The sequence below is a fragment of the candidate division KSB1 bacterium genome (assembly GCA_034506255.1).
Classification (GTDB): Bacteria; Zhuqueibacterota; Zhuqueibacteria; order Zhuqueibacterales; family Zhuqueibacteraceae; genus Coneutiohabitans; species Coneutiohabitans thermophilus.
The window spans coordinates 182060-204767 of record JAPDPX010000009.1; the positions used below are offsets into that span (position 1 = coordinate 182060).

The following is a 22708-nucleotide window of genomic DNA, read 5'->3' on the forward strand; positions in this document are numbered from 1 at the left end:
AGCAACCACGCGAGGCACAACCATGCCCAAAATCAAAAAAGCCAGAGTCGGCATCAAAATCGACATGACGCCGATGGTGGACGTGGCTTTCCTGCTGCTCACCTTCTTCATGCTCACCACCCAGTTTCGGCCGCAGGAGGACGTGTCGGTCATCATCCCCAGCTCGCACTCGGTGATCAAGCTGCCGGAGAGCGACGTGATGACGGTCACGGTGACCAATGACGGCACGATCCATCTCGGGCTGGACTCCCAGCAGTTGCGGGCCGCGGTGTTCGGGCCGGAGTATCGCCTGAAATTGAGCACCCAGGTGGCGGACAAGGAAACGCTGGCCAAGTTGATGATCCAGGCGCGCATCCGCAACCCCAAGCTGCGCACCGTGGTCAAGGCTGACAAGGATGCTCCCTATGGCGCCATCGAAGACGTCATGAACACGCTGCAAAAAACCAACATCACGCGGTTCAACCTCGTGACCGACATCGAGAGAACCTGAGGGAGATTGACTATGGCTGCCGTTGAAAGTGGCGAATCGAGAAGTCATGCCCGGGCCGGAAAGAAGCACAAGAAAAAACGCCGCCTGGGCATCCGCATCGACATGACGCCGATGGTGGACGTGGCCTTCCTGTTGTTGACCTTCTTCATGCTGACCACCGTGTTCAGCAAGCCACAAACGATGGAGATCAACCTGCCGCCCGATGAAACCAAGGTCGATGTGGCCGAGTCCAATCTGCTGACGGTGCGGGTCGTGCCCGACGGCACGGTGTATTGCAGCATGGGGAATGATGTGCCGGAAGTGGTGGTGCCGGGCGCGGATCTCAAAGACCCGGACAAGAAGCCCCGTGCGCTCGCCAAGTTCCGCCAGTTGATGGAGGAGCGCAACCGCGCCAATCCCAAGCTTATTACCCTGATCAAGGTTCACCGCGAAGGCACCTACACCATGCTGGTGGACATCATCGACGAGCTGAATCTTGCCAACATTTCGCGCTTCAGCATTGCGCCGATGCTGCCCGAAGACCAGAAGCTGATGGAAAAAGCTGGATATACCGGCCCGCCGGTGCAAGCCGTTGGTCCATAACCAGGGAGAATCACATGGCGGATGTTTTGTTGGAGCAACTCTTTCCCTATGGCGCGCCGGAGCTGGTGCGGGACTACAAGAAATATGTTGTGCGCGGCCTGATCATTGCCGCCGTGCTTCACGGCTCCGTGCTGGGCGCTTATTACGGCATTCCTCTTTTGTTTCCGGAGGAGGAAGAGCCGGTGGTGACGGTTCGCATCATGAAGTACAGCGAACTGGGCCCGCCGCCCTCGCTTACCAACCAAAGCGCGGCGCCCGCGGTTGCCATCTCAGCGCCCGCGGTCCGGCCGAGCGTCGGCATCCCGGTGCCGGTGCCGGATGCCGAGGTCAGCCCGGAGCAGACTTTTGCCTCCCAGGAGGAAATGGCGCAGGCTGTTGGTCCGATTGGCGAAGGCACGGGCACCGGCGGGGAAGTCGTCTTCGAACAGGACATCAAAATCGAAGAGGATGGCCCGCCACCGGACTTCGTGCCGTTCGAGAAGGAACCGGTTGCCATCAAGAAGCCCACTCCCGTCTACCCGGAGATTGCCCGCAAAGCCGGCCTGGAGGGCACGGTGTGGCTGAAGGTGTGGGTTGACAAAGAAGGCAAGGTGCGCAAGGCGGTGGTGCAGAAGAGCGACGCGGAGATTTTCAATCAAGCGGCCATTGATGCCGCCATGCAGTGGGTGTTTACCCCGGCATTGCAGCAAAACGGGCCGGTCTCGGTGTGGATCTCCATTCCCTTCCGCTTCAAACTGGCGGGAAAGTGAGTGGCGTGGCCAAGCTGAGAATTGCAGACCTGCTGGCCTACACGGTAGTCGTTGTGACACTCGGGCTGGCGTTCCTGATCTTCGTGGGACTCCTGTTCCCGGGCCTGTCCGTTTTACCGCCTTATATTCCGCTGGAACTGCGGGTGATGTTTGGCATCGTGGCGCTGTTGATGGGTGTCTACCGTCTGGCAATGATGCGTTTTCATGCTGCGCAATCCTCTCGCGATGATGATTAGAAAATTGTGGCCAGCCCTGGTGCTCGCCGGCCTGGCGGGATGCTCCCTGGAAGAGACGGAGAATCCGACACGGGGTTCGGCGGTCATGTTGGTCAATGATTCCCACTACCGTCTGATGCTGCGGGAAGCGGAGCGCTTTCACAGCCTGTATCCCAAGGGCATGATGACGGTGCACGCCACCTCGACGCGAGAGGCGATTGTGCATTTGGTCAATGACAGTGTCAACGTCATTGTCATCGACCGGAAATTCAATGAAGAGGAAGAGCGGGTGGTGAAGGAAGCCGGGCTGGATGTCCGCCACCTGCGCATTGCGGAAGACGCACTGGCCATCATCACCCACAAGCAGAATCCCATCACCCGGATTTCGCAACAGTCCCTTGCGAAGATCTTGCGGCGCGCGGCGAAAGATTGGAGCGAAATCCCGGAGGCGAAATGGTCGGGTGCCATTGATCTCTGCCTGACCGGCCGCAACTCCGGACCCTACGAGCTGCTGCACAGTCATTTTTTCCCCTCGCAAGTGGACTTCATACCCAACCATCTTGCTGCCAACCAAAATGAGGTCCTGCGGTATGTCGCCACCCGGCCGCGCGCGGCCGGAGTGGTTTCGTTGAGTTGCCTGGCTGACAGTCTGGGGCATCCCGTGCCGCATGATTCCACCACCACGGTGCGGGTGCTGGCGGTCGAGCATGTTGACTCCACCGGCGTCAGCCGGCCCGTGCAACTGCACCAGGCCTACATCTACAAAGGCCTCTACCCCCTGCATTATCCGGTCTATTTCTATTGGACGGCAGAGGGCCGCAGTGTGGCCACCGGTTTCATCACCTTCGTTGCCAGCGGCCCCGGACAAAAAATCATCCTGGATGCCGGGCTGGTTCCTGCCACCATGCCCGTGCGTTTGGTCCAGCTCAAACAGGGTTAGACGCATAATGAGACGATACCTTTCTCTGATTGTACTGCTGGTGTCCGGCATGGCCACTGCAGCCTGGAGCCAGGGCAAGACCGCCGAGGCCAAAGCCCTGCTGGGACGCGGCAAGACCACTGAGGCCCTGGCTCTCTTGCGTCAGGCCGTGACAGGGAACCCGCGCGATTTGGCCGCATGGGAGTTGCTCGGTGAAACCCATTTGCAGGCTGGCCGGCCGGATTCCGCCATCGTGGTGGGGCAGACGGTCATCGATGTTGACAACAAGAATCCGCTGGGATACATTCTGGTCGCCAAGGGCGCCGTTGCCCAAAAAGATTTTGCGCTCGCCTTCAAAACCCTGAAAAACGGCCGCAAGAACACCAAGAACAATGCCGCGCTGTTGACACAACTCGGAGAAGTTTACCTGGCGGCGGATTCGATCGAGCAGGCGGTCGCAACCTATACGCTCGCCAAGGAAGCCGATCCTCAAAATTCGGCCGCCTATGAAGGTTTGGGCGATGCTTATGCCAGGATGGGGAGCACCGGCATGGGCATTCTGCAGTATGAGAAATCGCTGGAAATCGATTCGCTGCAGGCCGCGCTGCATCACAAACTTGCCAAAGCCTATTATAAAGAACGACGCTACACTGAAGCCGCGCGCACCTATGAGCGCCTGACCAGCCTGGACACCACCAATCAAGCGGCGCTGTTCGAGCTCGGGAAAATCTACGTGGCGGCTAAATTGCCGCGCGAAGCGGCCCGGGTGTACAAGACTCACGTCCGCCGTTTCCCGCAGGTGGAGGAAGCATGGCCGCTTTACATGGAAGCCATGTTTCAAAGCCGGCAGTATCAAGAATCGGCCGAAGCGGCGCAACACATCCTGCAGAGGGACCCCAAAGCGATCAATGCGATGCGGGTGCTGGCTGCCTCCCAGGCGGAACTCAAGAAGTACCCCGAAGCGATCGCCGCCTACCAGCGGCTGAGTGCGCTCGACACGCTCAGTGTCGACGATCTGAAGCGGCTGGGCCGCTCCTACGCCGAGACCCGGCAGGATTCGCTGGCGGCCCTGACCTATGAAAAAGTGGTGGTCAGGGATCCCAGTCAGTGGAATCTGTACAGCGACATCGGTGCGCTCTACATGCGGTTGAAGAAATTCGATATCGCCGCCAACATGTTCGAAAAGGAGTTCGTCAAGGATCCGGATTCGCCGGCGATGGCGAGCACCTACATCAATTATGCCAACTGCAAGATGGCGCTGCGGCAGTGGAACGAGGCACGCGCCGGTTTGCGCAAGGCGCTGACGCTGCAGCCCAAATATCTGCGCGGCCGCAATTCCCTCGGCCTGTGCCTGAGCCAGGTCGACTCCGTGGAGGAGGCGCGCAAGCAATACGAAATGGTGATCGCCACGGGCGACAGCGCGCGGGAAAAATATCGGGCCGAACTGGCCGAAGCCAACCGGCAGCTCGGCTTCCTCAACCTGCTGGATAAAAAATATCCCGCCGCGGAAAACTATCTGCTCGCTTCATTGAAGCTCGATGACAACGATTATCAAACACATCTCTGGCTGGCGCAGGCCTATGCGCTGCAAAACAAGCGCGAGGATGCCAGGCGGGAATACAACCGCGTTTTGAAATTGAGTCCCGGACATAAAGATGCATTGGAAGGGTTGAAATTGTTGGGACAATAACCGTTGGCTGATTGCGCAAGGAGGAAGGTGTCATGTTCAAGAAGATCGGCAAACTGTTGGCCGGGGTGTTTGCCCTGCTGCTGTTGTACAACTGCTCATCCAAACCGGTGATTCCCCCGGTGACCGGATATGAGCGCTATCAGAATCCCTATTTCAAGGGAACCTTCAGCTATCCCGCCGGCTGGCACATCGTGGAGGAAGGCGGCAAGGTCAACATCTATTCGTCAAATGATCCCGATGTCATCGACAAATTCTACAACCCCACTTCCAAGACCGGCAAAGACGGCGCCCTCCTCTCTGTGAGTTATCAGCGGCTGGATACCCTGCAGGCACTCGAACAATATGCCAACTCCTTCAAGCAGGATCGCGAGACCGAGGGGTTCCAGATCAAGTCGGTTGATGACAAAATCATCGACAGCACGGCAGCCAAGCAGATCGTCTTCAGCGGCGCGTATGACAGGGAAACGCGCAAGCATGTGATTCATGTGATGGCACTGAAGGATTCCGTCCTGTACACCATCGAGTATGCCGCGTTCAATGATTTTTTTGAGCCGTATCGCGCGGCGGCCGACACCCTGCTCGCCACTCTCAAGCTGCCCACCAAGCGGGCTGCGGCCGCGGCGGCCGATCCCAGTCTACCCTCGGCGGAATTTACCGAGTTTGCCAATGAACGCCTCAGCCTGCACCATCCGGACAATTTCAGCGCCAATCTGCTGCGTCCCAAAGCACCGGTGGAGTTTTCCCTGCAGTTGAAGGGCTACCGCCAGGATTGCACCGTGCAGCTCGATATCCTGCCGGCCCAGGGTCTGACGGTGGAGAAGGTCTTCGCCCAGAACGAAAAATTCTTCAAGGGCAGGGGCCAAAGCACGACCACCATTGACGGCAATCCCGCCATCTACCGCAACTATTCGCCGATGCGCGGCATCGAGAGCCGGGTCTACTTCGTGGTGAAGAACGACAAGATTTATCGCATCATTCTGAATTATGATCAGACCAGGCGCGCGGATTTTCTGCCAGCCTTCGAGAAGGTGGTGGCTTCTTTGAAAATCAAATAAGCGGTGTGCCGGTGGTTGTGGGCGCGCGAGTGTGAAACAAAAAGCCGGAAGCAGATCTGCTTCCGGCTTTTTTCATTTTACCCGCGCGGCATGCCCCCGCCGGGGATTAAATCGTGTAGCCGCCATCCACCAGATACACGCCGCCGGTGCAGAGCGCCGCGGCGTCCGTGGCCAGAAAGATCGCAAGCCCAACCACGTCTTCCGGCACTCCCAACCGCGGAATCGCCTGCTGCTGCAATACCCGCCCGGCGATCTCCTCATTCTGCCAGAGAGCGGCGCTGAAGCGGGTTTTGATCAGCCCCGGGCAGATGGCGTTGACGCGAATGCCATCCCTGCCCCATTCGCGTGCCATCACCTTTGTCAAGGTGACCAGCGCCGCCTTGCTCGCGCTGTAGAGGCCGAGCAGCGGCTCGGGCGAAAGCGCGCCCACACTGGCGAGATTGATGATGGCGCCCCCACCGCGTTTTGCCAGCACCGGATGCGCCCGCTTGCACAATTCCAATGGCCCCTTGACGTTCACCGCCATGATCTTGTCGAACAGACCCTCCTCCAGGCTGAGCAACGGCCCCAGCACTGGACTGATGGCGGCGTTGTTGACGAGGATATCGAGCCCGCCGAACAGCGCCTGCGCCTGATCCACTAAAGCGCGAGCTTCCTCCATTCGCCCCAGGTGCGCGGCCAGGGCGGCTGCCTGGTGACCGGCCTGCCGCAGGGTTTGCGCCACTGCTTCCACGGCCTCCAGTTTGCGGCTGCTCACCACGACGCGGGCGCCACACTCCGCCAGACCACGGGCAATCGCCGCACCGATACCTTTGCTGGCACCGGTGATCAAGGCCACCTTGCCGGTCAGATCGAATCGCGTGTTCTGTTGCATGAGAAGTTCATCTGAAAGGGTGTGATTGGTACTACTGCACTGTTACGTTAATTTTTGTAGCCACGACCCCTTGCGGATCGCTGCTGAAGAAGCAAAAATTCATCTTTGAACAGCCGCCCACGAGGGGCGGAGACTACAGTATTTATGTTTACAGTGCACTACGATGTTAAGTTCTACCTGAATTTTGCCTGCTGGCCTGCTGTTGCCCGGAAGCAATGGCGTGTTCACAAAACTCCGTCAGGAGTTTGTAGACATGGGCATCTTGCCTGTCTTTAAACTGCGTTAGAAGTGGCCTGTAGAATTTCCCATGATCGGGCGCGGTTTTTTTTGAGGAGGGCCAAGCAGGTCACTCCTGACGGAGTTTTGGGAAATGCGATATGTAGCTTTACTAAAAACAGTTCACTCCTACCGGAGTTGACAGCACGGATTGCCTGCAAAATTTTTTATGCACCATCCCTTGGGTGGTTGGCCGTCGCGATCAGAGCGGCGTTTTTCGCGGAGGAGATCAATCTGGGTGCAAAATTCAGGTTCTAAAATTCGCTCCGCAGCGCAAAGCGCTCATTCCTGCGGAATGACAGTTTTGAGTCGTGGAGCGGATTTTAGCACTCGAGGTCGTAGTACCAAGTCATGCCTGTGTTGCGTGTGGAGACGCAGCACAGAGCTCATGTCTGCCGGTAGGGATGCCCAATGCGGCTGACTTTTCGAAGCGATGCAAGCAAAACACGCAAGGACGCGAAGTCACAGGGGCTTCGCAAAGAATAACCGTTCCGCCACGGTTTGACCGTGGCTTTATCTAGTGATCCTGCAGATGCTTTCTGCAGGAATGCCACGGCCAAGCCGTGGCAGATCAAAAAGGGCCGGAACTGAGATCGCAAAGATTTTCGAACCACGCCACTCACCAGGAAAGAGCATGAGGGGAAACCTGGTGGTCTGTATGATTTTTGTGGTGCTGAGACTTGTTTTTTGGCAATTGCTGCAGAAAAACTCTGTGTGCGAGAGTTTTTTGTTTTGTTTGCAAAGTTGGTGACATTGGGCAGGCAAGCCTGCGCGACTCCACACGTTACCGAGGGCTTACTTGGCTCAGTTTTCCTTTTTCGGAAACTCCACCGGGAAGGAATGCCGCAGCCAGATTCTGCGGTCGGAGCGCACATTCTCATCCGCGAAGTCATACTCGACTTGCAGCAGCATGTCGGGATTCAGGCGATATTCCAACCCCAGACGGTGGCGCAGTTGCAGCTTGTATTCCAAATCGGGCAGCGGCTGGCCGTTGATGGTGGTGAGGCTGTCCCGCTCGGCACCGCTCTCGAGCTGGCCGATGTAGGAGAGATAAAGGTTGTCGAGCAGATATTTGCCGATGGTCAGCCGGCTGCTGCGGAATAACGAGCGTCGGGCATCGGGCAGGGCGGGCGTGTTTGCCGGGGAATTGTTGGACAGGTTGGTGGTCAGGAAGTTGCGGGTGAAGCGTGAGCTGAAGCGCACCACATCCAGGCCGAGCGTGCGCTGCATCGCGCGCTCGACCGGCCGTAGAAACGGTCGCAAAATCAAGTTGTCGGTGCCGATGCCCACCGCTTCGGTGGCTTTTTCGCCCAGGCGGTCCATGGAGTAGCCGAGCGAGGCCAGCACCTGCTCCTGGCGGGTGGCCAGCCCCTGTCCCTGGACGGTGGCCGGCAGATTGGGGCGATCCGAAACGAGTTTGAAAACGGCATGCTGCAGGCGACCGCGCGGCTCTTCCCGGCCTGAGACCGAGTCTATCGCCACCAGGGTCAGATAGACATTGTAAGGCACATGGCTGGAGTCCCGCACCACGGTTTTGGCCCGGCCATAAACCATGGGAAAAAGCTGGCTCTTGTCGAATTCCGCACCGAATTCCTCGACTTCGAAATTCATGTCGAGATATTCGATTTCGCCGCGGGTGGTAAGCACGCTGCCCTCAATGTGAAAGGCATTCCCGCCATAGGTGGTGTCGTCCACGATGCCGGCAAAGTGCAGCCGGCTGCGGGCGTCATCGATGCCCAGATCGATGTACACGTTATTGAAAGCGGTGGGAATGGTGCGCACGTAGTGATTGTCCTTGCGGCTTTCCACCACCACATTCCAGTTGATGCGGCGCAGCAGGTGGCGCAAGACCGGATCGGATTCTTCCAGGAAGGGAAACTGGAACTCGACATTCTCGAACACCACGCGACCCTGCACGCGTGGATGGGCCCACGGCCCGCCGATCATGAACTCATCGGCATCCCCCCAGCTTGCGGTGGAGTCCACCAGACCCGTCAAGCGGAAGCGGCCGATTTCATGCTTCCGCATCAACCCTGGGATGCTCAGCGGCAAACCGTTTTCCGATGACTTGACCAGGATGGTGCCGAGATGCAGCGGGGAGTTTCCGAGCTGCAGTGGTTCCCAGCCGGCGCCGCCGGACATCGCCAGCACGTTGGCCCCGGCGGTGCTGGCATCGGCGAGCACCAGCGGCGTCATGTGCTCGACGTTGCGCACCGACAGCCTGGCTTCGCCAATGCGGGCCTGCAGAAACGGAATTGCGATGAAAGTGCCGCGGCCGTCGATGGTGAAGTCGGCGTTGAGATCGGTGATTTCGCGTGTCAGCCGGGCCATCGGCAGGGTGCCGTTGCGCAAGCGCAGGCGCGAATCGTACAGCGTCAGCCGGCTGTAGGGGCCGCGCAGATTGAGGCTGAGCTGGCTTTCGCTGGTGGCGCCCGGCTTGAACCACGTGCTCATCTCCGGCAGAATTGCCAGCAGATTGCCGCCGCCACTCAGGGAAGCGCGGAGCTCGGCTTTGCTGTTGAAGGGCAAAAAGGCCTCGCCCGTGAGGGAGAAGCCCTCCTGCTTGAGCAGGCGCAGCCGGGGCAGGTAAATCCCGTGGCGGGAGAGGCGTGCCGGCGGTTGCCGTTCGCGGCTGCCGCTGTCAAGATCGGCGCCCAGCTCGGCGAAGGCAGTGCCCAGTACGCTGACATCGCGCACGAGCAGCGTGCCGGAGAGTGGCACCCCATTTTCGCTCCAAAAATCAGCGGCCGGGCCTTCGGCAGTGAGCTGAAGCGTGGTTGCGCCGTCGAAGCGGTGGGCCGGTATGCCGGTGAGCGCCTGCAACAAGTCACCGCTGCGGATTTCGTTGCCGCGCACAGCGATGTGCAGGCGGCGGTCGCTGCGACGATAGCCGGCCTTGGCCAACAGGCAGGGCCGGTTGTCCTTGCTCACCTGCAGGCTGTCGACCCGCCAGCCGCTGCGGTCGGCCTGGATTTCACCGCTGATGGCCAGGTTGCCCACTTCATGCAGGAAACCATCAAACAACCAAAAGTGCCCGGCCAGGCGGGGATCGTCGAGACGGCCGGTCAGTTGCATTTCCCCGAACAATTTTCCGCGCACCGCCGCGCTGTCGCCGGCGGCACCGTTGACCAGCCGGCTGAGATCCGCGCCCGACAGCCGCAAAGCGCCTTTCACCTCGCGCCGGCCACCGGTTTGCACCTCGAAGGTGGCATGGAGCCAGGGCTCGCAGCGAAAATCCGTAACGCGCAGGAGACTATCCTGCACGTGCAGGGTGTAGCTGGCGGTGAATTCATTGGGCCGGCCCGGGAAGACCTTGACATAGCCGGAGGTGACGCGCTCGCCCTGCAGCAGCGGCAGCATGTAGCCCACCACGCGCAGCAGACCGGCAGCCACGCCTTTGCGGCGCACCTCCAGGTTGAGGTTGAGGCTGTCGCTGTGGCCCTCCAGGTTGAAATCCACATCGAGATCAGCCAGCAGCGAGCGCGAGAGTTTTTCCCCAAAAAGCGCGGGCAGGGCTTCGAGTTCGAGACCTTCGATTTTGAACAGCGGCCGACCACCGAGACGCCAGAAGGTGGCATGCACCTTTCCGGGTTGTTGCGGCACGGCCGCGCTCAGGCGCAGGGTGTCATGAGCCATGGCAAAGTTCCCCAGCCAGCGGGTGGCTGGCTGGGCGGGCTGCTGCACTTCGACCGTCATGCGGCCCTGCAGCAGCGGTTTCCAAAAGCTGCCGGAGATTTGCGCGACACTGGCCATGCGCGTTTGCGGCAGCGGTGGCAGCGCGACCAACGCGGCGCTGCCATTATTGGCGGCGTCGTGGTTTTGATATTTGAAGCCGTGTCGCGCCAGCAGACGGGAGAGCAGCGGGGTCAAGCGGCCCTCCACCACCACGGTTGCCGCTATCGGCAAGTGACGCACGCTGAGATCGACTTTACCCCAGCCTTCCCACTGAAACTCGGGTGGCCACGATGCCAGGTGGACAGCGCGTTCATAAGCCAGATCCAGCATGCCGCTGGCGCGCCAGTGCAACGAATGGTCCGCCCCGGCCGCCACCGTATCCGCCGCACGGCTGCCATATTCGAATTGCGCCTTCACCTCGCGCAGCCGCTTGTCACCGATGATGGCGAACGGGCTCACCAGGCTGGCTTGAATGTGCGGCGAGAAAAAAGTGCCGGTGATGCTGGCATGAATCGCGGCCAGACCCGAAATCAAACCAGCCGGTGTGGTGCGCGGCGGGCGTCCCGTTCGCCGGAAGGGTGCCAGAAAGTCGTGCAGCGAAAGCGAGTCGCAGCCCACATGCAGCTCCAACGTCGGTGCGCGTGCGCGCCGGTTGGAAGCCGCGGTATGCTGCGAATCCGCGGGTGACCTCTCGGCGGCGATTTTCAAGGCATAGGGATTTTGGCTGCGACCCAAAGAAGCCATCCAGAAGGGCAGCTCACCGAGTTGCACCCTGCCGTTGAAATGCAGGGGCTGAGCATTGACCAATTGTCTGCCGTTGGCAATGTTCAGACGGCCGTCTTGCAGCGTGGCATCGAAGCTGGCTTCGGTGATCACCAGCGGTGCGGTTTGCAGGGAGGTGGTCACCTGCTTCATCAACTTGTTGCCGGTCAGAGCCGCGAGTTTGTGACTCAGGCGGTTCAGCCAGGAGGGGGCCGGCGATTTGACCGGGCCGGGCGCTTCGTCCAGTGTGTAGTAGAATTTGCCCTGGCGCAGGTGCAAATGGCCGCCGACGGCGATCGCGTTTGCCGGGGCTCCCGGTGCCGTGCCCTGCTGGCGGGCGAAGATCAGACTGCCGCCGAGTGTGCCGCCGGCCATCTCCATCCGTCCCGGCAAAGCAAGAGGCAAGCGTCCCTGAAGTTGCAGGTCGGAAATATCAAGACGGATGGAATCGAGCGCGATACGCCGCATATCGATGACGGTGGAGAGCGTCAGTTCCGCCGTGCTGGGATGCTGGACATTGCCGTGCAGCCGCACCTGTGCCTGCGTCTCGCCCCGGGCGTGCAGCCAGCCGTTGATGTCACTCACGATGGTGAGGACGGGTTGCGGCAGCATGCTGTCGGCGAAAGCGATCCGGCCGTGATGAATCTCGACGTTTTCGATGATGAGATATTTCGCGGCCGGGGCTGCCGGCATGGCAGCGTCCGGCGTGCGCAAATCGGCTCTGATCGGGCGATCCCGGGCCGGCGGTTTGGCTGCAGGCGCTTGCGCCGGTGCGGCGGCCGGAGAGGCATGTGCCGGGGAAACCGTCAGCACCGGTTCGTAGACGGAGATTTGAATGACCCGTGGCGCGGGAGCGAACAGATCGCGCAGCAATGCCAGATAGTTGACACGAATGGAGGCCTGGCGGGCGCGCAGCCTAAAGGCGAGGTTGCCTGCGGTGGTGCGGGGTTGAAAGGAGAGATCACGCAGGTCGACGCCGCGCCAGGTGGGTTGCAAATCGCGATAGTTCAACACCCCGCCCAGCGTCGTTTCGATTTTCGTCACGACGAAGCGCTGCAGCAGCGGGCGGCTGGCGTAGATTTTCCACCCGGCGTAAGCGAGCAGGGCGGCGACCACCAGCGTGGCCGCCACCAGCAGACGCCGGCGTCGTGTCTTCATGGCCGTCAGACGTGACGAGTTGATATGCGCTATTCCAAATCCAGCGGTACCGGAGCAGCGGCAAACGGGGCAGCCGGCATGCCGTGAGGTTCGTGGCCGGCAGAGATGATTTGTTCGCTGACCCGGCCAAAGCGGCGTTCGCGGCGTTGGTAGGAAAGCAGGGCTTCGTAGAATTCGCGGCGGCGAAAATCCGGCCACAGCACCTCGGTGACGTAGATTTCGGTGTAGGCCAGTTGCCACAGCAGGAAATTGCTCACCCGCAGCTCGCCGCTGGTGCGAATCAACAGATCCGGGTCTGGCAGCTCAGAGGTGTAGAGGAAGGACTGGATCAAGGCATCATCGATGGCAGACGGGTTCAAGCGGCCGGCCTTGACTTCGGCGGCAATGCGGCGCATGGCATCCGTCAGCTCCTGGCGGCTGGAATAACTGAGCGCCAGATTGAGGGTCAACCCGGTATTCTTGCTGAGCGCGCGCATGGCATGCTCCATGCCGGCGCGCGCGACATAGGGCAGATCATGCAAATGGCCGATGGTCATCAACCGGACATTGTTGCGATTCAGCTCCTCGATCTCTTCGCGAATGGTTTTGACCAGCAAACTCATGAGCGCGGCCACTTCGCTTTTGGGCCGGCGCCAGTTCTCTGTCGAAAAGGTGTAGAGCGTGAGATAGCGAATGCCCAGCTCACCACTGGCGCGCACGATCTCGCGAACGGAATTGATACCTTCGCGATGGCCATAAACACGCGGCCGGTTGCGCAATTTCGCCCAGCGGCCGTTGCCATCCATGATGATGGCAACATGCTCGGGCAGCGGCCCCCGCTTCAGGCGCTTGATATATTCGTCCCAGACCTCCTGGTCTTCCTTGCTGTCTTCAGAACCCCGCCAATTTGCCTGGTGAAAACCATCCTGTTTGTCTTCCGCATTCATGGATGCTACTCGTAACTCGCTTAAGTTTTGGAGGTTATTTTGTGATTCCAACATGGCTGCGAAACATACTCGTTGGCTCATTCAAAGTCAAGGAGAATTCCATCCGGCCGGGGAGGGGGTAAACACAGCCGTAATGCCTTGCCCGGCATGCAGTTAGGGCGCGCGTTGCCGGGTGTAAATCTGCCGGAATGACATGAGGTAGCGACAAGCATATGGCCTGCGCAACAACTTTAAGACAACGTAACTTTGCACCCTCCCCATGTTGGGCCCAAAACAATAAATTTTTGCAACGAGCTTGCGCAACGCTGTGACTTTTTGTTTATTCACAACCGCTTTTACGCTGGTGTGGGGGAGCAAACACGCCGGATTTCGCTGCTGCGGCGCAGCTCCAGGATGAGGTGCGCAGGCGGGCAGAGAGCCGGGCTGTCCCGCATATCTCACTGCTACTCAACAGAACCATGCTGACACGGAGGTCTGCACATGTTCAAATTCAAATCCCGCGAGCTTGATCTCATTGAAATCCTGCCCCCCTCTTCCGAAGAACTCAAAAACAATTTGGAAATCATTCTGAGTGACTCGGAACGCTGGAATGCCGCGCTGGCCAGTGTCGATCAGCAAACCGGCACCTATCGCATCGTGCTGGAAGGCCGGCTGCGCGAAGCAGAAAGCAATCGCCGCTGAGTAAGAAGGCCGGCTGTTCGCAAAGGCTGTTGTCAGCACTGGCAGCAGCCTTTTTTTGTTGGCCGGCGCTCAGCGCAGCGGCCGGTGGTTGCGGTGGGCGGCCTGTGCCGCCAGCGCCGCGCCCACAATGCCCGCGAGATTGCCGCTCTCCGCCGGCTTGATTGCCGCCGGGAGCTCGAGATAGCGGCTGAATTTCTTGTAGTCCTTCACCGCACCGCCGCCAAGGATGATCAAATCCGGCGAGAGCAGGAGCGAAAGATGATCGAGATACTCCTGCACCCGCCCCGCCCATTTCTTCCAGCTCAGCTTCTTGCGCTGCCGCACCCGGTCGGAAGCACGGCGCTCCGCGATCTTGCCGCGAATCTCAAGATGGCCAAACTCGGTGTTACTCACCAATTTGCCATTCAAGAACAGGGCACTGCCGATGCCGGTGCCCAGGGTGAGCAACAAAACCTTGCCCTGGTGGCCGCGGCCGGCTCCGAAGCGCATCTCCGCCAGCCCCGCGGCATCGGCATCATTGATCACCGTGACGGCACAGCCCGTGGCCTCGCGAAACAAACTTTCCGCGTCCTTGCCAATCCAGCGCTTGTCCAAATTGGCGGCGGTGAGCACCCTGCCCTTTTGCACCACCCCCGGGAAGCCGACTCCGATGGCGCCGCGCCAGGCAAAGTGCTGCGCAATTTTGTGCACCAGTTTCGCGACCTTCGCCGGTGTGGCGGGGTGTGGGGTGAGCAGACGCACACGCTCCTGCTTCAAGCTGCCGGTGTAAGTGTTCACTGGTGCGCCTTTGATGCCGGTGCCGCCAATATCAATGCCGAGAATGTCCATTTTTCCTTCCGAAAGTACGCGGCCGGTGATGTCACCATGCGCGGTTCCCGCCCCGGGCGCTCCGGGACTGCCTGCACACAAAAGTGGCGGGAATATAAGCAAGCGTCTGCAAGAATCAAAGCTGCAACATGATTTTCCGTGCCGCCCGCTGGCGTGTAGGGAAATTATTCTTGCATTTAAAGGGCATGTTGCATAGACTTGCAGGTGTTGCCATCGGGAATTTTGTCGCAAACAGACCGAGAGTGGACGGCATGATCTCAGCCATTTCACTGACACTGCTGTTCCGGCAGGAGGGGGTGGTCTCGCTCATTTTGCAGTCCGGACTTTTCGCCAAGTTGATTTTGGCGGCCCTGCTGCTGTTGTCCATCATCACCTGGGCGATCACCCTCAACAAATACTGGCAATTCCGCGGCCTCACCACCGACTTCCTCCGGCTGCTGCACAGCCTGCGGCCCACTTCGGAATTGGGTGCGGTTTATCAAACGGCGGTGAAGGAGATCGGCGGACCGGTCGGCCGCATTTTTGAGGAAGGTTTTGTCACCCTCACCGGCTATCTCGACCCGGTCAAGTCGCCGCGCGGCCGCAAACTCGATCTGTCGATGGACGGGGTGCTGCCGGCACTGGAGAAAGACATCAACCTGCGGCTGCAAACCGCCAGCGTCACGGAAATTTCCAGCCTGGCTGCCGGCATTCCCTTTCTGGCGACCTCCATCAGCCTGAGTCCCTTTCTGGGCCTGCTGGGCACCGTTTGGGGCGTGATGCACACCTTCCTGAGCATCGGCCAGGCTGGCGGAAGCGCGGATTTGTCGGTGGTTGCGCCCGGCATCGCCGAGGCGTTGGTTACCACCGTGGCCGGCCTGCTGGTCGCCATTCCGGCGCTGCTGTGCAACAACTTTCTCGCCGCCCGCCTGAGCCGGATCGAAGATGATTTCACCCGCCTCAACACGGAACTGGCCATCTACTTCAATCATGTCATCCACCGTGAGAAACTCAAAAACGAAGATCGTCTCGGACATCAACGTCACTTCGCTTCTTGATATCGCCTTTGTGCTGTTGATCGTCTTTATCATCGCGGCGCCGTTCATGCGCGCGGGTGTCAAGGTTGACCTGCCGGGCACCGTTGCTCCGCAGCCGCAACCGCCGCGTGCCATCGTGGTCACCGTGAGCCGCACCGGCGAAGCGTTCGTGGATGGCGAGCGTACGGCTTTGGACGGCCTCGGCGCCAGCCTGGCCGCCAAGCTCAAGCGCGTGCCCAATCAACCGGTGTTGATCGAAGGCGACACCCGTGCCGAATACGGCAAAATCGTCGCCGTGATGGACGTGGTGCGCCAGACAGGCATTCAAAACGTGGGGCTGATTTTGGAACCGCTGGCCGCCAGAGCAAAATAAGTTCGCGCAAACCACTGCTCCGCTTCTGCACAGCCCGAGCTTGCACCAACTTTGATATCTGCCAGGCAGGAGATTTTTCATGCCACGACCAAGCCCTGGCAAAGCGGCCTCGAGGCGGGGCCTGCGGTAACTCCGGCTGAACGGCGTTTTCGCCAGCCTCTCGAGCGTCGAAATGCGTGCGCCATTTTGGGCTTGCTTGGCAGAGGCGATTTCCGGGCTGTCCTTCCGGGGAATGTTGTGCGAGGTAATCCCGCAGCAAGGTGTGGAATAGCGCAGGCATTCCTGCCTGCAGAAAAGATGTTTTTGCGCTCCATCTCCAAACGCAACTGAGGCCTTACGTGAAAGGCCTGTCCTGCATCATGAAGTTCACGTTGTGCCGTTGCCGGAGCATTCTGTAAGCGCGGCATGATGCCATTCCGGGTGCACTGAAGGTTTTGCAATTTTGTGAATCGCTACAGAAGGTTGTGACGCCGGGCCGTTGCCGGAGCCTGTGCGCGTCGCGCGGCGTCACAGTGCAGGCCGACATTCATGCGAATCTCCGCGAAAAAAGCCGCCCTGCTTTCCGTGACCGGGCACGCTCTGTTGCTGCTGGCCATCTTCCTGGCAGGCTTCTCCCAACCGATACCACGTGGCTATCCCCGCGTGCTGACTGCCACTTTTGTGGAACGCAGTTCCGCTGTGAATATGGTGCACCCGGCAGCCGCGCCGCGCGCCGTGATCAATCCCCGCCCGGAACCGCCTGTGACCAAGGAGGTGCCGGGCAAAATTGCGGTTCCCCAAAAAACACCACCGCGAAAACCGGCCACCAAACCGGAGGCGACGCCAAAACCGCGATCCCCCGCGAAAGCCCCAACGATTTCGCAGGCGCCGCCGACCAGCGGTGGCAGCGCCCCGGCCGGCAGTGGCGGCCGGGAAGGACCGGTGACCAGCGGGATTGCCAAAGTTGATGTGCCGGACTTTGCTTTTCCGCACTACCTCGTTCTGCTGCAATTGCGCATCGAAAACCAGTGGCGGCCGCCTTATGCCGGCAGCGGCCAGTTTCTCGCCACCGTCCATTTTGTGATTGCGAAATCGGGCCGCCTGATCTCGCACGAATTGGAAAAATCCTCCGGCAATTTTGCTTTCGATCAGGCCGCTTTGCGTGCCGTGCAAAATGCCAGCCCTCTGCCGCCACTTCCGGAAGATTCGGGCCTGGAAATCCTGGGCGTTCATTTTGATTTTGTCGCGAATTGGTAACTCATTGTCCTCTGTCAGGATCATGACGCCGGAATGTCTCTTGCTTCCTCGGCTTCACCCGCCTCGTTGCCGTGCAATCGCCGTCGACCACCGCATGCTTCAGCGCTTCGGGCCGCCGGCCGCCATGCTTGCCCTGCTGGTGTTCCTGCCCCGCCCGCTCGCCGCGCAGTCGGAAGTCTATTTGCGCGTCGAGACCAATACCTTTGCGCGCATACCCGTGGAGTTGAAGGAGTGCCAGCCGCTGCAGCACGCCAGCCCGAAAGATGCCACCCGCGTGCTCGACATCCTCGACAACGATCTGTGGATGTCGAGCCTGATTGCCTCCTTTCGCAGCGATGAGGCGCCCGCCGGCGACTCCCCCTGGCTGGAGATCGCCAGCCGCGGACCCGCCCAGCCGTTTCGTCTGGAAGTCCACTCGCGCTTGTCGCAGCAAAATGACCGCATCAACCTGGAAGCCGATTTGATCGACAGTCACTCGCGCCGCACCCTGGCGCAGAAACGTTATCAAGGCTGCCGCGACAACCTGCGTTTGCTGGTGCACAGCCTGGCCGATGACATCGTCAATCTGCTCACCGGCGAAAAAGGCATTGCCAAAAGCCGCATCGCCTTCACCGCCAAAGCCGGAGACAGCAAGGAAATTTTCGTGATGGATTTCGACGGCACCAATGTGCGGCAGCTCACCGCCTTCGGCAGCCTCAACCTGACGCCGGCATGGTCCCCGGAGGCACGGCTGCTGGCACTGACCTCCTACCGTCAGGAAAACCCCGATCTCGTGCTTATTGACGGCGTGACCGGCCGGACGGTGCGCGCCTTCTCGCAAACCGGCTTGCAAACAGCGCCGGTATGGTCGCCGGATGGCAGTCAGATCGCCTTCGCCTCGACACACGAGGGCAACTCTGAAATCTATGTGATGAATGCCGACGGCAAACGCCTGCGCCGCCTGACCCATCATCCCGCCGTCGATTCCTCGCCCACCTGGTCGCCCACCGGCCGCGAGCTGGCTTTCACCTCCGACCGGCTCGGCAGCCCGCAAATTTTCATCATGGACGCCGAAGGCAGCAATGTTCGCCGGCTGACCTATGTCGGCGATTATAATGACTCGCCGGCCTGGTCGCCCAAGGGCGACAAGATCGCCTTCGTCTCCCGTTTGAACGGTCGTTTCAACATCGCGACCATCGCGGTCACCGGCGAAAATTTCACACAACTCACGAGCGATGCCGGCAGCAATGAAGACCCGGCCTGGTCGCCGGATGGCTACCGCATCGTCTTCAGTTCCACGCGCAGCGGCGGCAGCGACATCTACAGCATGGAATGGAACGGCCAGAATGTGCGTCGTCTCACTCACAAGGGAACCTGCACCAGCCCGGTGTGGTCAAACAATCTCCGCCCTGATCTCGACAGCGCCTGCCGGGACTGAAGCCGGGGCTGTGGGCAGCAACAATCGTTGTGGTGTTCCACCCGCAAGGATTTGATGACGATAAAGACAAGAGCTGCCTCTGTCCGCGCCGCAAACCAGATTGTTTTTTGCTGATCCAGGCGGGAGTCAGCGTTGTTTGTTGAAGAATGGCCGGGTGTGCGGCAGTTTTGCAAGGCCCGGGTGGCCCAGTTTGCCTGTCAACGTCAAAATTGCAAGGAGGTATCCATGTTGTCACGCTTGTACAAGTTTGGTTGGCTGCCGGCACTGTCAACGCTGCTGTTGCCGCTTCTGCTCATGAGTCATCTGGGTTGTAGCAGCGGCAGGCAGGTTGTGAAACAAAGCGAAGCAGCGCCGCCGGAACCTGTGCGGGAGGAGACGCCGCCGCCACCGCCGCCCGCCCGGCAACCCGCAGTGGAGCGCGAGGACGTGCCGGCACCCCGGCCGCTAATGCTGGCCAACGTCCATTTCGATTACGACAAATATGACCTCACGGCCACGGCGCGCGAAATACTCGCGGCGCATGCCCGTGCCCTGCGCGAGCGGCCCGAACTCAACGTGCGCATCGCCGGGCATTGTGACGAACGCGGCACCATCGAGTACAATCTGGCCCTGGGCGAGAAACGCGCCAACGCCGTGCGGGATTATTTGGTGTCGCTGGGTGTCGAACGTTCGCGCTTGAGCACGATCAGCTACGGCAAAGAACGTCCGCTCGATGCCCGCAGCAATGAGGAAGCCTGGGCAAAGAACCGGCGCGCCGAATTCGTGATTCTGAATCAGTAACGGGCGCCGCTCACCCGGCTGGCCGCGCCGGGCGCGGCTCCGGCCCGGGTGAAGGCCGCCCGGCCTCTTTTTGCGTTACTCATTGCCATGGGTGACCAGCATATGCGAAACCTCATGCTTTCCCTGCTGGCGGGCACGGCACTGGCCTTCAACGCCTGCCTCACCCCCAGCCAGATGCGGCGTGTGGAAACGGACAATGCCGCTTTGCGCGCCCAGGTCGATTCGCTGCGCCTGCAAGTGCAACGCCTGCGAACCATGACCGCCAGGGCCGAAATGACCGGCGGCAAAGCCGATGAATCGCTCCTGCGCCTGCGCGCCGACAATGAGCTGCGTCTCAATCAATTTGCCGAGCAGCTTCGCATTCTCAGCGACCGCGTTGACGATCTCGACAATCGCATGGCCAACCTCCCGGGCAAGTTGCGCTTGATGAGTGAAAAGACTTCTGCCACTGCCTCCTCGCCGGCGGCCGCCGCCACCACAACTCCCGCCGCCGCGATGACCGCCGAGCATACCGACGAGGCGCAGAAGCTTTACGATACCGCCTATCAAGACCTGGTGCGCGGCCAGATCGATTTGGCGCGCGAAGGCTTTCTGGAATTCCTGCGCAAATATCCGCACAGCACGCTGGCGGACAATGCGCAGTATTGGATCGGCGAGAGTTTCTACACCCAGAAAAATTACGCCCGCGCCGCCACCGAGTTTGCCGTCGTCCCCGACAAATATCCCGGCAGTGACAAACTCGCCGCCGCCATGCTGAAACGTGCTTATTCGCTGATGGGACTCAATCGCACCCCCGAAGCCAGAGTTTTGCTCGAACAAGTCATCAAAAAATTCCCGCGCTCCGCGGAAGCGGAATTGGCGCGTGCCAAACTGCAGGAGTGAACCGCGGCAGGCTGCTGCAACCCGGCCTGCCGCCCGTTCCGCCGGCTCCACACACCATCAAGCGACAGCAGGACAGAGGATCATCATGCCCAGATTCGAACGGCACATTTTCATTTGCACCAACGAACGACCGCCGGGCCATCCCAAAGGCTCCTGTGCCGCCAAAGGGTCGCTGGCACTGGCGGACAAATTCAAAGAAGAGTTGCACAAACGCGGCTTGAAGGGCCGCATGCGCGCCAACAAGGCCGGCTGTCTGGACTTGTGTGAATCCGGTCCGACGGTGGTGGTCTATCCCGAGGGCGTTTGGTATCAAAAAGTCACACTCCAGGACGTCGACGAAATCATTGATTCGCACTTGCTCGGCGGCAAAGTTGTCGAGCGCTTGCTCCTGCCGGAAACCGCAAAAGAAAATCCGGCAACCAAGCCGGTTGCGGAGCAATGAGATTCCCGATGGTCGCGGCCATGACATGCAGTCCCACAGAGAAGCAGCAGTTTTTTCTGTGGGATTTTTGTTTTGCACCGAAGCGCCCGAAATCGCCGGCAGCTTTCCTGAATGACGGCTCTCCCGCCGCTCATTTCTCCGGCTCTAGTGCAAACAGGCCGCGATTTTTTCCCAGCCATTTGACGCACAGCTACGGGAATGCAATTCCTCACGGCGCCACCCAATTCCCGACCGTTTGTCCCCTCTCCTCCCCTGCAAAACCACCGCCTCAGTCAGTGGGAATTCTCATGATGTCGGTTGCTTTGCCGCCACAAAAATGAGGCGACCATAAGTGCAAGTGAGCTTGATGCGCCATTCCCTGCCTCTGCTGCTCCTGACCGCCTTCTTCCCGAGGTGATGCAAATATTCTGGCATTTTCCGTGTTTGGTTGTGCAGCAGAGTTTGACTTCCCGGCCGGCTTTGGTCGGAAAGATCCGGGAAATGTGGAAGCACACGTGACCCTCGTGAGAAAATGGCCGGCAGCGGTGCGGGCGGCGTGGGTGCCGCATCATGCAGCCATACGGCAGTGGACAAGCTGAAAATATGAACAGGAGCGAAACAGATGATGAAAAGTTTTACACGCTTGCTGGCGCGGGATGGCTGTTCGCCGGGTTGGCCCTTGCGCAACGCAACGATGCGGCACGCTCGGCTTCTTCCGCCGGTAAAATCAAAGTCAATGGCTTGAACAAGTATTATCGGGGTGTGGCGGGGCGGGCTGATCGTGGGCGTGTTCAATGAAGGCGACCTGGCGGGAATGGCTCCGCTCACGCTGCCCGGCAAACGGCAACCGCCCGCGGAATTTTCCCGGCTTCGCGAGGCCGCGGGGCGCGAGCTGGGCGGAGCCGAGCGCAGGGATTACTCTGATCGTTCGGTCGCATGCTCACCGGATTTGGGGGCTGGCGAGCGGCGGATAATGCGCGTCACGCTTTTTTGCATGCGTGGCAACTCAACGCTTTGGCCGCGGATGAGTTGGACCTCCTGCACCATTTGCCAGGCAGCGGCAAAGCGCTCCGCGTCGCCGACCTTTTGCCAAAATGCAATGTCGAAGGAGCGGTCACTGTGCTGTTGCCGGGTCGCAACGCGCGCCATGATGACGCGGGGTTTCGTCTGCCCTGTTTCGTTCAACGCTTCGCTCATGATGCACCCTTGACCTGGTATGCTTCAGGCTTTTTCTTTTTTGGCGGCCTCCAGCCGGTGTACATCCAGCAGATCTTGCTCCCGGCCGGCGGCTTTCTTGGCACGCAGGGTGTGTTCATAACTCAGAACAAAAACCTTTTGATCTGCATAGGTTGTGCTTACACGGTTTGCCCACGCCTCGGCGAAATCGAGGCCGGTGACGTCCAAAACGATGTCGATGCGATTCGGCTCAACGCCTATTTGGAACACCACCTCCGGGTTGCACAAATCGGCGATGGTCAAATCGGTCAAAGGTGCACCGAACTTTGCCAGTGCCTCCCATACCTTTGTGGCGTTCTCCGGCGTTGGTTCTGTCCAAATATCCAAATCTTTCGTGTAGCGTGGCTCAGTGTGATAAATCACGGCGTATGCGCCAACGATGAGATAGCGCGCGCCGGCTTCGTTCAGACATCGCAGCAGATCCCCGAAGTCGTGATTGCCGTCCATTTTACCCTCAATCTTCGAAT

22 protein-coding genes are annotated in these 22708 nt (G+C 59.9%); 16 read left to right on the top strand and 6 right to left on the bottom strand.

Annotation, left to right across the window (positions count from 1 at the left end):
• Positions 1-22: 22 nt before the first annotated feature.
• Genes ONB52_18565 through ONB52_18595 form a run of 7 tightly spaced genes read left to right on the top strand, consistent with a single transcriptional unit; the run spans position 23 to position 5700 of the window.
• Positions 23-490: a biopolymer transporter ExbD gene (locus ONB52_18565; GenBank protein ID MDZ7418137.1), complete on the top strand. Its 468-nt coding sequence runs from the start codon at positions 23-25 to the stop codon at positions 488-490.
• A 12-nt stretch (positions 491-502) separates the two neighbouring features.
• Positions 503-1072: a biopolymer transporter ExbD gene (locus tag ONB52_18570; protein ID MDZ7418138.1), complete on the top strand. Its 570-nt coding sequence runs from the start codon at positions 503-505 to the stop codon at positions 1070-1072.
• A 14-nt stretch (positions 1073-1086) separates the two neighbouring features.
• The gene (locus ONB52_18575; protein ID MDZ7418139.1) at positions 1087-1821 is read left to right on the top strand and encodes an energy transducer TonB; all 735 of its coding nucleotides are present in this window, start codon (positions 1087-1089) and stop codon (positions 1819-1821) included.
• Between the two features lie 5 nt (positions 1822-1826).
• Entirely contained in the window at positions 1827-2057 is a 231-nt protein-coding gene (locus ONB52_18580; GenBank protein MDZ7418140.1) for a hypothetical protein, read from the top strand.
• Positions 2026-2976 (top strand): substrate-binding domain-containing protein, encoded by a 951-nt coding sequence (locus tag ONB52_18585; protein ID MDZ7418141.1) that lies wholly within the window; start codon positions 2026-2028, stop codon positions 2974-2976. The genes ONB52_18580 and ONB52_18585 overlap by 32 nt, the downstream gene beginning before the upstream one ends.
• Positions 2977-2983: 7 nt before the next feature.
• A complete protein-coding gene (locus tag ONB52_18590; protein ID MDZ7418142.1) occupies positions 2984-4645 on the top strand; it encodes a tetratricopeptide repeat protein in 1662 nt (553 codons plus the stop codon).
• 32 nt (positions 4646-4677) lie between these two features.
• A complete protein-coding gene (locus ONB52_18595; GenBank protein ID MDZ7418143.1) occupies positions 4678-5700 on the top strand; it encodes a hypothetical protein in 1023 nt (340 codons plus the stop codon).
• Positions 5701-5806: 106 nt separating this feature from the next.
• On the opposite strand, the gene ONB52_18600 is transcribed toward ONB52_18595, so the two are convergent.
• The 3 genes from ONB52_18600 to ONB52_18610 all read right to left on the bottom strand — a co-directional run bounded on the left by ONB52_18600 (position 5807) and on the right by ONB52_18610 (position 13371).
• Positions 5807-6574, bottom strand: coding sequence for a glucose 1-dehydrogenase (locus tag ONB52_18600; GenBank protein MDZ7418144.1), 768 nt, complete (start codon positions 6572-6574; stop codon positions 5807-5809).
• 1080 nt (positions 6575-7654) lie between these two features.
• Complete coding sequence (locus tag ONB52_18605) at positions 7655-12445, bottom strand: DUF748 domain-containing protein (protein MDZ7418145.1); 4791 nt, start codon at positions 12443-12445, stop codon at positions 7655-7657.
• A 29-nt stretch (positions 12446-12474) separates the two neighbouring features.
• Positions 12475-13371, bottom strand: coding sequence for an isoprenyl transferase (locus ONB52_18610; protein MDZ7418146.1), 897 nt, complete (start codon positions 13369-13371; stop codon positions 12475-12477).
• Positions 13372-13851: 480 nt separating this feature from the next.
• Between ONB52_18610 and ONB52_18615 the strand changes: the two genes are divergently transcribed.
• Positions 13852-14052, top strand: coding sequence for a hypothetical protein (locus tag ONB52_18615; protein MDZ7418147.1), 201 nt, complete (start codon positions 13852-13854; stop codon positions 14050-14052).
• A 69-nt stretch (positions 14053-14121) separates the two neighbouring features.
• Here the strand turns inward: ONB52_18615 and ONB52_18620 are convergent, their stop codons facing one another.
• Positions 14122-14880: an ROK family protein gene (locus tag ONB52_18620; protein ID MDZ7418148.1), complete on the bottom strand. Its 759-nt coding sequence runs from the start codon at positions 14878-14880 to the stop codon at positions 14122-14124.
• Between the two features lie 251 nt (positions 14881-15131).
• Between ONB52_18620 and ONB52_18625 the strand changes: the two genes are divergently transcribed.
• The 8 genes from ONB52_18625 to ONB52_18660 all read left to right on the top strand — a co-directional run bounded on the left by ONB52_18625 (position 15132) and on the right by ONB52_18660 (position 21803).
• Positions 15132-15917 carry a MotA/TolQ/ExbB proton channel family protein gene (locus ONB52_18625; GenBank protein MDZ7418149.1) on the top strand — a complete coding sequence of 262 codons (786 nt, stop codon included), beginning with the start codon at positions 15132-15134 and terminating at the stop codon, positions 15915-15917.
• A complete protein-coding gene (locus tag ONB52_18630) occupies positions 15862-16269 on the top strand; it encodes a biopolymer transporter ExbD (GenBank protein ID MDZ7418150.1) in 408 nt (135 codons plus the stop codon). Before ONB52_18625 ends, ONB52_18630 begins: the two co-directional genes overlap by 56 nt.
• 528 nt (positions 16270-16797) lie before the next feature.
• Complete coding sequence (locus ONB52_18635) at positions 16798-17505, top strand: TonB family protein (GenBank protein ID MDZ7418151.1); 708 nt, start codon at positions 16798-16800, stop codon at positions 17503-17505.
• A 94-nt stretch (positions 17506-17599) separates the two neighbouring features.
• Complete coding sequence (gene tolB, locus ONB52_18640; protein ID MDZ7418152.1) at positions 17600-18922, top strand: Tol-Pal system beta propeller repeat protein TolB; 1323 nt, start codon at positions 17600-17602, stop codon at positions 18920-18922.
• A gap of 225 nt (positions 18923-19147) precedes the next feature.
• Entirely contained in the window at positions 19148-19702 is a 555-nt protein-coding gene (gene pal, locus ONB52_18645) for a peptidoglycan-associated lipoprotein Pal (GenBank protein ID MDZ7418153.1), read from the top strand.
• A gap of 102 nt (positions 19703-19804) precedes the next feature.
• On the top strand, positions 19805-20584 hold the full coding sequence (ybgF, locus tag ONB52_18650; protein ID MDZ7418154.1) for a tol-pal system protein YbgF: 780 nt from the start codon (positions 19805-19807) through the stop codon (positions 20582-20584).
• Between the two features lie 82 nt (positions 20585-20666).
• Positions 20667-21026, top strand: coding sequence for a (2Fe-2S) ferredoxin domain-containing protein (locus ONB52_18655; protein MDZ7418155.1), 360 nt, complete (start codon positions 20667-20669; stop codon positions 21024-21026).
• Between the two features lie 549 nt (positions 21027-21575).
• Positions 21576-21803 carry a hypothetical protein gene (locus ONB52_18660; protein MDZ7418156.1) on the top strand — a complete coding sequence of 76 codons (228 nt, stop codon included), beginning with the start codon at positions 21576-21578 and terminating at the stop codon, positions 21801-21803.
• Between the two features lie 117 nt (positions 21804-21920).
• On the opposite strand, the gene ONB52_18665 is transcribed toward ONB52_18660, so the two are convergent.
• Both ONB52_18665 and ONB52_18670 read right to left on the bottom strand, forming a co-directional pair.
• On the bottom strand, positions 21921-22202 hold the full coding sequence (locus ONB52_18665) for a hypothetical protein (protein MDZ7418157.1): 282 nt from the start codon (positions 22200-22202) through the stop codon (positions 21921-21923).
• A gap of 24 nt (positions 22203-22226) precedes the next feature.
• Positions 22227-22688, bottom strand: coding sequence for a hypothetical protein (locus ONB52_18670; GenBank protein ID MDZ7418158.1), 462 nt, complete (start codon positions 22686-22688; stop codon positions 22227-22229).
• Positions 22689-22708: the final 20 nt, after the last annotated feature.